This is a genomic window from Chryseobacterium sp. HMWF035, assembly GCF_003094695.1.
In the GTDB taxonomy this organism is placed as follows: Bacteria; Bacteroidota; Bacteroidia; order Flavobacteriales; family Weeksellaceae; genus Chryseobacterium; species Chryseobacterium gambrini.
In genome coordinates, this window is the sequence record NZ_QEHP01000092.1 from 1 (window position 1) to 11,814 (window position 11,814).

Consider the following 11,814-nt stretch of genomic DNA (forward strand, 5'->3'; position numbering starts at 1 on the left):
CCTCTGTCCCAAAATGAGCACTAAAACTAAATATATTCATCTTAAACAATTGACTATACGCAAATTTACTAAATTTAGGTGAAATTACGGATATTCAAAATAATTAATGATCTTTTCCGGTTATCCAACAATCCGCGAACAATGGTAAATTCTTTCATAAAATGCCGATGTGTCTGAAATTATTGTTCAGATTTTTTTTGAATATTAGTTTTTGTAAATTTATTAAAATTTAAAGAAAATTGAATATGAAAAAGAATTTACCAATGAAAATCTTTGATTTTCTTCTTATGCGATCTTTTGCAGTAAAATCCCTATGTCGTTCTGAATGGAATTTTTCGCAGCATTATGCAATGAACAATCTCTTAAAACGTTATGATTTGGGATCTTTCGGCTTCACTTCGTTGCGCTCAAAATGACAAATAAGACAAAAGATTTGGGTGCTTTATTAAAAGTTAACAAGCGTAAGAAGAAAAGAGCACAACATTTTTTAAAAATCTTTGATCTTTTACTTTTGAGCACTTTTTATTGTTCATGAACTTAGCTTTATCATTAGCTTTTGTGTTTAAATAAAAAAAGCCTCAATTTTAAAATTGAAGCCCTGTATTTTATTAATAACCATGCAGATTAACATCCTCCGTTCTCTGCAGAGTCACTTTCCTTCCCATTTTCTTTTGGATTACGCGGAAATGCTGTAATTCGTCATCCGTTAAAATAGTAATAGCCGTTCCTTTTTCATGAGCTCGTCCTGTTCTTCCGATTCTGTGAATGTAATCCAAAGGCGAACGCGGCAATTCGTAGTTAATGACGCACGGCAAAAATTCTATGTGGATTCCACGACCGATCAGGTCTGTAGCAACCAAAATCTGAGCTCCGTTCGATTTAAATTCTTCCAGATTATTTCTTCGCGCTCCCTGCGATTTCTGACTGTGAATGGCAACCGCTTTTATTTTGTTTTTCTTTAATTTTTCAACCAGATTATCTGCTGCCCTTGTTGAAGAGACAAAAATCAAAGCTTTCTCCACCTTTTTCTCTTTGATTAAATAGCGTAAAAACGGACCTTTATTTTCCGGAGCCACATGATAAGCCAACTGTTCGATATTGTCTATTTCAACTTCCTCTTTTTTGATCTCAACAATCGTCGGATTGATGGATAAACGCTCTTTCATCTCAGAAACTTTATCATTCAAAGTGGCAGAAAACAAAGTTGTCTGTCTGGCAACAGGCATCATTGCGAAAAGCTTATTCATTTCTTCACCAAAGCCTAATTGAAACATTTTATCCGCCTCATCAATCACCAGATGCTGAATTCCGGAAATGCTCAACGCGTTATGATCGATCAGATCCAATAAACGACCGGGCGTAGCGATGAGAACTTCAACCCCGAATAATCCTTTCATCTGCGGATTGATGGAAACACCGCCATAAACTGCCATGGTACGAACTTCACGCTTTAAATTGTCTGTAAAAGCCCTGAAAACCTCATCAATCTGAATCGCCAGTTCACGGGTAGGAACTAATATGAGAACCTGAACGTTACGGTCTTTTTTAACCTCCGTGTTTTGTAGTTTTTCTAAAATAGGCATCACAAAACAAGCCGTCTTTCCCGAACCGGTCTGTGCAATTCCCATCAGATCTTTTCCCTGCAAAATAACAGGAACAGCCTGCTCCTGAATGGGGAAAGGTTTCAGATACCCCAGTTTTTTAACCGAACGAATAATATTGTGTGATAATCCTAAAGACTCAAATGACATAAAAAATTTATTTCGTGCAAAGATAAGCTATTGGAATTTTAGTTATACTCTTAATTTGTTGCTAATCGCAAAGACGATGCTATCTTCAATACAATGGATTAATGCAAAAATCAGTTGAAAATTATTGATGTTCTTGCAACTAAAAACGGCATAACTGTTAAAAACAGGTAGCAACTTTGCGATTACCAAAAATTAAATCAAACCTCTGTCAAAAAATTATTAAACGAAATGCCGATTTGTCCGATAATTCTGTTTTGGATAATTTTTTGAAGCTAAGAATTCGTAGATTTATCAAAAATTTCGAGATTTTAAATATGAAAAAAGCGTTAATAATCGTAGATGTACAGAATGATTTTTGTGAAGGAGGAGCTTTGGCAGTTCCGGGAGCCAATGAAGTAATTCCTTACATCAATGCTCTGATGGAAGAAAACGAATACGATCAGATAGTACTTACCCAGGATTGGCATCCTGCAGATCATAAAAGTTTTGCCAGCAATAATGGCAGAAAAGTAGGCGAAAGCATTATTTTAAATGGGGTTCCGCAGTTTATGTGGCCCGATCACTGTATTCAGGGAACTTTCGGGGCAGAATTCCATAAAGATCTTAACAGAGACAAAGTAACCCACATCGTACAGAAAGGTAAAAATGTAGAAATCGACAGCTACAGCGGTTTTCAGGACAATAATCATTTCATGAAGACAGGTCTGGACGATTTTTTAAAATATCATGACATCCAGTTGGTGGAAATCGTAGGTCTTGCTATGGATTACTGCGTAAAATATACCTGTACCGATGCTGTAGCCAATGGTTATGTAACCTGTCTTCACTTCAACGGAACACGTGCCGTAAATGTAAAGCCGGATAACGGAAGAGATGCCATTTATGATATGATCCAGAAAGGGGTTACGGTTTTAGGATAGTTTTTAAACACAAATTGCACTGATGCTTTTTAACAAATAGTACAATTCAACATTAAACTTAATAATATAACTATCGCAAAGACTCAAAATATTCTTTAATACTGTCTTTTCTTAAGGCGCAAAAATTTTATCTACGATAAAATTAAGCATTAATCCTTCTTGAAAATCTTTGATTTTCTTGAGTCTTAAAGATTGGAGAACTAATAAAAATCTTGCGTCTTTGCGCTTTCCAACAAGAATATTTTATTGATACAAAAGTTAAAATAAGTTCATTGTGATATTCGTGTAAATCCATTTGTGGCATTTATGTTAAAGCAAAAAAAAGACGCTAAAAAAAAATTCAGCGTCTTTTTATTTTTAGCTTAAAATTTACTTCAAAATTAAAGCATTTTAAGATTATTTACTTCCTGTTCTGTAAGGATTCTCCAGTGCCCTCTTTTGATATTTTTCTTCGTTAATCCGGCAAACATTACTCGGTCTAAGGCTTCCACTTCATATCCTAATCTCTGGAAAATTCTTCTGATAACACGGTTCCATCCAATGTGGATTTCGATTCCCACTTCATTTTTCGGTTTTCCTTCGATGAACGAAATCTGATCTACTTCGGCAACTCCTTCATCCAGACGGATTCCTTCCGCAATAAGCTTCATGTCTTCGTGTGTAAGCTTTTTATCCAGCGTAACGTGATAGATTTTTTTTGCATCAAAAGACGGGTGTGTTAATTTCTTCGTCATGTGGCCGTCGTTCGTTAAAAGAATAACTCCGGTTGTAGAACGGTCTAATCTTCCTACCGGAAAAACTCTGTACGGAGAAGCGTTCGCTACGAGATCCATTACTGTTTTTCTGGCTTTGTCGTCTTTTGTGGTAGAAATATATCCTTTTGGTTTGTTAAGAAGAACGTAAACCGGCTTTTCAGGTGTAATATTCTGTCCGTCGAAAACCACTTTATCCGTTTTCTGAACCTGATATCCCATTTCCGTTACCACTTTTCCGTTTACTTCCACCAGACCTTGCGTAATCAGCTCATCGGCTTCTCTCCTGCTGCAGATTCCGGAATTGGCGATGTATTTATTCAGACGGATGGTGTCTTTATGTACATCCTTCTCAATTTTAGACAGTCTTCTTTTCTGTACAAAAGATTTATTTTTATCCTCTCTGTTTTCTGTTCCGGGTCTTCTTCCGTATTTCAGGCTTCCTCTTTCGTATTTATCTCTCGTATCAAAAGTATTGGGTCTGCTTCCTCCTCTTTTTGGGGCAGATTTGCCGAAAGACTTTTTTTCTTCACCTGAACTGGTTATGAAAGGCTCTTTTTCAGTTTTTCCGAATTTCTTATCCATTCGGTCCTGGTAACTGGTGCCACCACTTTTTCTTGAGTCTGAATTTCTCTCTCCTGCTTTCGGGAAAGACTTTTTAAAAGGTTTTGATTCTGAAGAATTTCCAGATCTGGAAGCACGAGAATTATCAGAATTTTTCTTAGTTGAAATTCTTGGTCTCTTTGGTCGTTCTGAATTATTATTATCTCTGCTCATTCTAAAAATTTCTGCAAAGATAGTATATTTAATAACGAGTTAAAAATTAAGAATCATAACTTTGCAATATAGTTTTACATTTAACCCTACAGAAAATCTGAAAATGATAACAATATTAAACGATAATTTTTCTCAATTAAACGACTTCTTACACGAAAAATCTTTCAGCAAAATCTTTATTCTGGTTGATGAAAATACGCATGAATATTGTCTTCCCATCCTTTTGGGAAATATGGAAACAGATCTTGGCTTTGAAATTCTGGAGATTGAAGCCGGTGAAGAAATGAAAAATATACAGACGGCAAACCAGCTTTGGGAAATTCTTACGGAAATGCAGGCAGACCGAAAAGCTCTGGTTATTAATCTCGGAGGCGGTGTTATTACGGATATGGGAGGTTTTGTAGCGTCTACTTATAAAAGAGGAATACAGTTCATCAATATTCCGACCACGCTTTTATCGATGTGTGATGCTTCTATCGGGGGAAAAACAGGGATCGATCTGATGCATTATAAAAATATGGTGGGAACTTTTACTTTTCCTGAGAAAATCTTTGTCTATCCTAAATTTCTTGAAACCCTTCCCTTCAAAGAATTAAGAAGCGGATTTGCCGAAATGCTGAAACACGGATTAATTGCCGATAAATCTCACTGGGAAAATCTCACCCAAATTAATAAACTGGATATTGAAGGCGTAATTCCCCATATTCAGACGTCGATGGATATTAAACAGAATGTTGTTCAGGAAGATTTTCACGAAAAAAACATCAGGAAAACACTGAATTTTGGTCATACGATCGGTCATGCCGTTGAAAGTTTATGTTTAAGCCAGGGAAATCCTATTCTTCACGGCGAAGCTGTTGCAATGGGAATGATTACGGAAGCGCATCTTGCTTATCTTGAAGGTTTAATTGCTGAAGAAGACACTACGATTATTATCGAAAGTATTCAAAAATATTATCCTTACCTTGATATCAGTGATTTTAAAGACGAAGCTATTTTTGATCTTTTGCTGAACGATAAAAAAAATACGGACAGCAAGATCAATTTCTCGTTGATTACCGGAATCGGGGCGTGTAATTTCGATCATCAGTGCAGCCTGAAAAACATCACGGCTTCTTTAGATTTTTACAGAAAACTGAATGATGTTTCTCTTTAATTTCTGAAAATTCTGATAAAAATCTAACTTATTTTCAGTATAATTCAGAATTTAGATTATTTCTAAACAAATGTTTAATTGAAAAATTAAATTTCTGAAAATCAAAATATTAAAATAAAATCCGTTTGTTTTTACAGGCGGATTTTTCTATGACATTTATCATAATCTGTTTTTTGGCAAGCAATTTGAAAGATACTCTCCGTCAAACGAAAAAATTGACAGTAGTAAAATTTAAAATTAGAAATAGTAAAAATTAAAAAATTAAAGTTATGAAAAAGTTAATTTTAGGATTAGCACTTACAGCTGGTTCATTAGCATTCGCTCAGACGACGGGTTCATCTTCAAGCCCGGTAAGATTTGGTATCAAAGGTGGGATGAACGTAGCTTCTCTTTCTAAAGATGCAAGTCTTGAAGATCAAAAATCTAAAATCGGATTTAACGCAGGTGTTTTTGCAAACATTCCTTTAGCAAGTTCATTCAGTGTTCAGCCGGAGGTTTTATATTCTCAGTACGGAGCTAAAGTAAAAAGCACAGACGAATTTACTGCATTAGGTACAACAACAAGAAATGTTGAATCTTTTTCAACTCACTTAGATTACATCGCTGTACCGGTAATGTTCCAGTATAACTTCGTTCCAAACTTTTACGTAGAAGCAGGTCCGGAATTCGGATTCTTGGTAAGCGCAAAAAATAAAGGAGACAGAACTACTACTGTAACCAATGGTTCAGGAACAACAACTTCTTCAGCAAGCTATACAGATGATATCAATAAAGATAATCTAAACACATTTAACTTCGGTATCGGTTTAGGAGCAGGATATTATTTCACAGATAACCTTGGTATTACTGCAAGATATGTTGCAGGTGTAACAGACGTTGCTAAAAACAGACCAAATGGTTCTGATGCAACAAGAAACAACACATTCCAGGTTGGGTTAGCTTACAAATTCTAATAAGCTGATTCAGTAAAAACAATTTTGATTTCAATACATAAAAAGGTCAGGTTTCATCATGAAGCCTGACCTTTTGATTGGATAATACGATACCATTTAACACATAATAATTCACTCCAAAAATTGTGAATTATTAACATTTAAAACTTCATAAAATCCCCTTTTGGCAAGCATTTTGCAAAGTAACAAGTACCTGAAAGAAATTTTCAGGACACAAAAAAGTAGTAAAATTTAAATGTAAAATTATGAAAAAGTTATTTCTAGCAATGGCTGTAACAGCAGGGTCATTTGTGTTTGCACAGGAAGTAAAAACAACAGCAACCCCGCCGATGAAAATGAAGGAGCCTGTAAGATTTGGTATTAAAGGAGCAGCAACGGCTTCCCAATTCAGCGAACAGGAACTTACAGCCAAAAACCAGAAAATAGGATTTAATGCAGGTGTTTTCGTAAATGTACCATTATCTGAAAAATTTGCATTACAGCCGGAAGTTTTATACAACCAGATGGGTGCAAAAAGTGTACTTTCTGATACGGAAGTTACCACAGGAACTACAACGGTAAGAACAAAGCAGGATTACAGTACTACGCTGAACTACATTTCCGTACCGGTTATGCTTCAGATGAAACCTACCGACAATTTCTACGTAGAAGCAGGTCCGGAAGTAAGTTATTTTGTAGACGGTAAAAACAAAGGTGAACAGACTATCGCCACAACCACTGCGGGAACAACCACTACACAGACTTTATCGGCTTCAGAAAGCATTAATAAAGACGATATTAAAAAGTTCAATCTGGGCTTTGGAGTCGGTCTTGGATATTATTTTACCCGTAATCTGGGCATTAATGCGAGATATGTAAACAGTCTTACCCACATTTACAACAATTCTGATGCAGTAACCGATGCTCAGAAAAACGTAAATACGAACAGAGCATTCCAGTTAGGACTGAACTATAAGTTTTAAATAAAAAACAATTTTTGATTTCATAACAAAGATCAGGTTTCATCATGAGGCCTGATCTTTTTCTTTTTATTAAATTTGCAACACTTTAATAATAAACATTCATAAAAATTAATAAACTATGAAAAAGATTTTTCTAGGACTTGCGATTACAGCAGGTACATTATCATTTGCACAGGAAAAAGCAGCAGCTTCAGCTTCACCGGTAAAATTCGGAGTAAAAGCGGGACTTAACGTATCTTCTATTAACGACAACGATTCTAAGGCAAAAGCAGGATTCTACGGAGGTTTCTTTGCAAACATTCCTGTAGCAAGTTCTTTCAGCGTACAGCCGGAAGTTTTGTATAACGGAATGGGTGCTAAAGACAAAACCTATTCTTCTGTAAAGCTTAATCTGGATTATATTTCAGTTCCTGTAATGGTACAGTACAATGTTCTTCCGGATTTATATGTTGAAGCTGGTCCACAATTCAGTTTTGCAATCAGCCAGAAATTAAAAGGAGACGGAGGTTCTGTAGATGTAGATCAGGCTTTCAAAGGTTTTGATCTTGGTTTAGGTCTTGGAGCTGGTTATTATTTTGAGCAGAAATTCGGAATTACGGCAAGATATGTTGCAGGACTTACGGATATCGCAGAAAACAATACAGGTGACGCAGTAAGAAACGGCGTTTTCCAGGTTGGTGTAGCGTATAAATTCTAAGCAGTTTAAACAGAATAAAAAATGTCAGACTTAAATTTTTAAGTCTGACATTTTCTTTTTGATGGAAATATTTTAATTGAATAATTCTACCTCCTCTCCTTTTCCTACAGGATATTCTTCCGTGAAACACCCGAAACAGTGATTGGCAGAGCCTAAAATTTCTTTCAGATTTTCAACGCTTAAGAATTCAAGAGAATCTACTCCTAAGTAATCTCTAAGTTCTTCCGTAGACATATTAGCAGAAATCAGATCGTCTTTCGACGGAGTATCGATTCCCAGATAACAAGGAGCGATAATAGGCGGAGAAACGCTTCTGAAATGAATTTCCTTCACGCCTGCATCTTTAAGAATCTTAACAAGTCTTTTTGAAGTGGTTCCGCGTACAATGGAATCATCAATAATCACGACTCTTTTATCTTTAATCTCGGAAATAATCGGATTCAGTTTCAGGTTCACTACCCTTTCTCTCATTTCCTGAGTCGGTACAATGAAACTTCTTCCGATGTATCTGTTTTTAATTAAAACCGGACGGAAAGGAATTCCCGAAGCCTTAGAAAAACCAATGGCAGCCGGAACTCCGGAATCCGGAACTCCAATCACAACATCTGCTTCCACAGGAGCCTGATGCCAGATTTTTTCTCCAGATTTTTCCCTGATTTCGTACACATTAATATTTTCTAAAGTAGAATCGGGTCTTGCAAAATAAATATATTCAAAAGAACAGATTCTCTGCTTTCCTTTTTCTTCATCTACCATGTAAGAATGAAGTTTTCCGGGTTCGTTTTCATTGGTATAAATAATTTCTCCCGGTAAAATATCACGCACATACTGTGCTCCTACTGCATCTAAAGCCACAGATTCTGAAGCTACCACGTAAGAATTTTCATTAATTGCTCCCAAAACCAAAGGACGGATTCCGTTGAAATCACGGAATGCGAAGAATTTATTTCTCGTCATCCCAACAACCGAATAAGCGCCTTCAATTTTCTCCATGGTTGCTTTAATGGCTCCTCGAAGTCCCAAATCAAGATTTTTCTGAATCAATCTTAAAATAACCTCAGAATCGGACGTTGCTCTGAACACAACCCCTTCCGCTTCCAGTTCTGTTTTCAGTTCTTTGGCATTGGTTAAGTTACCGTTGTGTGCAATGGAAAGGATTATCTGGTCGTATTCATTTTTCGCGAAAAACGGCTGAAAATTATATTTCTTTTTGTCTCCTGCAGTCGTATAACGCGTATGTCCGATCGCAGAATTTCCCATAAAAGTTTCAGGATCGTTGATCTCTTTATAAACATCCAAAACCAGACCTTCATCTTTCATATTGGTAATTTTTCCGTTTTTAAGAACAGAAATACCACAAGCTTCCTGACCTCTGTGCTGCAATGCAAAAAGACCGAACTGTGAAAGAGAAAACGTATCCAGATCGTTATCAGAATACATTCCGAAGATTCCACACTCCTCGTTCGGAGCGTCTAATCTTTCTTCTTCCTGTGTTCTGAAGAGATTTCTTCCGTAGGTTTGGGTTTCAAATTGTTTTAAATATTCACTTTTATGAATGTCTAAACTTTTCATTTCTATTTTTTCTAAATTTTGATGGTGGAAGCCGGGAGCTCGAAGTCTGAAGTTCACAACAAAAACGTTACGTATTCAGATAAACTTCCAGCTTCCAACTTCTGGCTTCTGCCCTAGTAATTATTTAGCAAGTACCGTTTTCAGTCTGTTATAGATCTCAACGTAAGCTTCGGTAACTTCACCAAGATCTCTTCTGAATCTGTCCTTATCCAGCTTCTTCATCGTATCTTTGTCCCAAAGTCTGCAGGTATCCGGAGAAATTTCGTCTGCAAGGATGATCTCGCCGTCTGCAGTTTTTCCTAATTCAATTTTGAAATCCACTAAGATGATGTTCATTTTATCGAAAAGATCGATTAAGATTTCGTTGATGTCTGAAGTTAATTCGTACATTTCATCAAGCTCCTCATACGTTGCAGCTCCTAAGAATACTGCGTGGTGATCGTTAATTAGCGGATCTCCCAATTCGTCTTTTTTGTAGCAGATATCGAAGATGGTAACCGGAGATTTAATTCCTTCTTCCACTCCCAGTCTCTGAGCCATGCTTCCTGCCGAATAGTTTCTTACCACCATTTCCAAAGGTATGATGGATACTTTTCTTACCAACTGCTCTCTTTCGTTCAGTTGTTTAATGAAATGAGTCTTAATCCCTTTTTCATTCAGATATTCAAAAATAAGAGTCGTGATCGCGTTGTTCATCTCTCCTTTAAGATCTACAGATCCTCTTTTCTGAGCATTAAATGCTGTAGCATCGTCTTTGAAACGTACCACTACTTCATTAGGATTATCGGTTGCAAAAACCTGTTTTGCCTTACCTTCGTACAACATTTCTTTCTTTTCCATTTTCTAAAATTACTTTTTATTAGATTTATATTACTTAATTAAAATTCCTGTTAAAACTGCCATTCCAAAGCTCAGAAGTGTTCCGATGAGAACGTATTCGGTTAATTTCCTCTGCTTTGCCTGAGCAAGATCACTGAATCTGAAAACAGATTTTGCAGCGACCATAAAACCTACGCCTTCCCAATGATTAACTACAATAAAGGTGAAAACCAATAAACGTTCTAAAATCCCGATATATTTTCCGGCGCTCGATAAAGATTCGGTTTGTATGTTATTCTGTGTTTCGGGAACCGGAGTCCACGAAGACAATAATATCTTGATAAAAATGGAAGCCGGTGTCGTTAAAAACAAAGCTGCCATGATGATTTTTAAAATTTCCTGATTTTTTAAAAAGTCAAAATTAAATTCATTGAAATAAAAGGAAACTCCTGCAATCACGGCAATATGTAAAGCCTGATCGATAAAAAACCAGATTTTTTTAGATGTTGCAGTCTGAAAACTCAGTTTTGCAGCATCAATAATGAAATGGGAAAATCCCACCAAAAGGGCGACCCACCAAAGTTGAGTATTCCAGAGAAAAATAAAACTTAGAATGGTGTGGATGAGAACATGAAGGTACAAATATCTGCTTTTCAGCTTTTTGTTTTCCTTCTCTGCAACCCATGAATTTGGCTGAAGAATAAAGTCTCCAAATAAATGCGCCAATATGAGCTGAATAAAAACCATGCTTACAGTTCGGATATTTTTTTTCTGAAATATTGATTGGTTTCTACGATCAGTTCATAGTTTGCACGCTTCAGTCTCTGGCTTACAGAAGATTGCGAGATGGCAAACTTTTTCGCAAGGTCTTCCTGCGTGATGTCTTTATTCATAATCATCTCATGAATAATCTCTGCATTGGCAACCGTCCAGGAATCAAAATCCTTAGAAGACCATTTCAGCAGAATATTAAGGTCCCGGTCTACGGAATCATTGGATGTTTTAATGGAAACGGTATGTCCGTCATTTTTCAGATCGTTCAGAAGTCTTCCGGAATGCACATAAGCCGTTCCGTTGGATTCGGTGATTTTTTCAGATGAAAAATTTTCTTCGCCAATACCGATGGCAATTCTTACGTCTAAATTTTCCTGACTTTTTATAAGTGATTTTATGGCGAGAAAACGCCAGAATACTTCATCTATCTTACATTTGAACTGAAATTCGTCTCCCCTGTAGATTTCCCATGTACCGGGAGCGCTTCCCCAATGTTCGAGAAGATTTTTAAGCTTGGTGATCCAAACCTCTGTTTCCGCGTGCTGCGAATTTATAATATCTCCGGTAATGACCGCTATCATTCTGCAAATATAAGCATTATTACTTATAAATAAAAAATATAAGCAGAAACACTTATAGATAATGATTATTAGTGAATCTGCTTATATCGATTTTATATTT

The 11,814-nt window shown here is 36.3% G+C and carries 11 protein-coding genes; 5 read left to right on the forward strand and 6 right to left on the reverse strand.

Features of this window, described 5'->3' with window-relative positions:
* Positions 1–608: 608 nt before the first annotated feature.
* Complete coding sequence (locus tag DD829_RS13600) at positions 609–1,751, reverse strand: DEAD/DEAH box helicase (RefSeq protein ID WP_108410941.1); 1,143 nt, start codon at positions 1,749–1,751, stop codon at positions 609–611.
* Between the two features lie 314 nt (positions 1,752–2,065).
* Here DD829_RS13600 and pncA point away from each other — a divergent pair, with 314 nt between their 5' ends.
* Positions 2,066–2,671 carry a bifunctional nicotinamidase/pyrazinamidase gene (gene pncA, locus DD829_RS13605; RefSeq protein WP_108410940.1) on the forward strand — a complete coding sequence of 202 codons (606 nt, stop codon included), beginning with the start codon at positions 2,066–2,068 and terminating at the stop codon, positions 2,669–2,671.
* Between the two features lie 380 nt (positions 2,672–3,051).
* On the opposite strand, the gene DD829_RS13610 is transcribed toward pncA, so the two are convergent.
* Positions 3,052–4,008 (reverse strand): pseudouridine synthase, encoded by a 957-nt coding sequence (locus DD829_RS13610; RefSeq protein ID WP_108411583.1) that lies wholly within the window; start codon positions 4,006–4,008, stop codon positions 3,052–3,054.
* A 295-nt stretch (positions 4,009–4,303) separates the two neighbouring features.
* Between DD829_RS13610 and aroB the strand changes: the two genes are divergently transcribed.
* From aroB to DD829_RS13630, 4 genes are all read left to right on the forward strand, one after another.
* Positions 4,304–5,356: a 3-dehydroquinate synthase gene (aroB, locus tag DD829_RS13615; protein ID WP_116547842.1), complete on the forward strand. Its 1,053-nt coding sequence runs from the start codon at positions 4,304–4,306 to the stop codon at positions 5,354–5,356.
* A 269-nt stretch (positions 5,357–5,625) separates the two neighbouring features.
* Positions 5,626–6,309 (forward strand): porin family protein, encoded by a 684-nt coding sequence (locus DD829_RS13620; protein ID WP_108410787.1) that lies wholly within the window; start codon positions 5,626–5,628, stop codon positions 6,307–6,309.
* A gap of 245 nt (positions 6,310–6,554) precedes the next feature.
* Complete coding sequence (locus DD829_RS13625) at positions 6,555–7,271, forward strand: porin family protein (protein ID WP_108410786.1); 717 nt, start codon at positions 6,555–6,557, stop codon at positions 7,269–7,271.
* A 118-nt stretch (positions 7,272–7,389) separates the two neighbouring features.
* Positions 7,390–7,968, forward strand: a complete 579-nt coding sequence (locus DD829_RS13630) for a porin family protein (protein WP_076390240.1) — start codon at positions 7,390–7,392, stop codon at positions 7,966–7,968.
* A gap of 72 nt (positions 7,969–8,040) precedes the next feature.
* On the opposite strand, the gene purF is transcribed toward DD829_RS13630, so the two are convergent.
* From purF to DD829_RS13650, 4 genes are all read right to left on the reverse strand, one after another.
* Positions 8,041–9,540, reverse strand: a complete 1,500-nt coding sequence (gene purF / locus DD829_RS13635) for an amidophosphoribosyltransferase (RefSeq protein WP_116547843.1) — start codon at positions 9,538–9,540, stop codon at positions 8,041–8,043.
* A 120-nt stretch (positions 9,541–9,660) separates the two neighbouring features.
* Positions 9,661–10,380, reverse strand: a complete 720-nt coding sequence (purC, locus tag DD829_RS13640) for a phosphoribosylaminoimidazolesuccinocarboxamide synthase (RefSeq protein WP_076390242.1) — start codon at positions 10,378–10,380, stop codon at positions 9,661–9,663.
* A 30-nt stretch (positions 10,381–10,410) separates the two neighbouring features.
* Entirely contained in the window at positions 10,411–11,106 is a 696-nt protein-coding gene (locus tag DD829_RS13645; RefSeq protein WP_108410785.1) for a DUF3307 domain-containing protein, read from the reverse strand.
* A gap of 2 nt (positions 11,107–11,108) precedes the next feature.
* On the reverse strand, positions 11,109–11,714 hold the full coding sequence (locus DD829_RS13650; RefSeq protein ID WP_076390244.1) for a SatD family protein: 606 nt from the start codon (positions 11,712–11,714) through the stop codon (positions 11,109–11,111).
* Between the last annotated feature and the right edge of the window lie 100 nt (positions 11,715–11,814).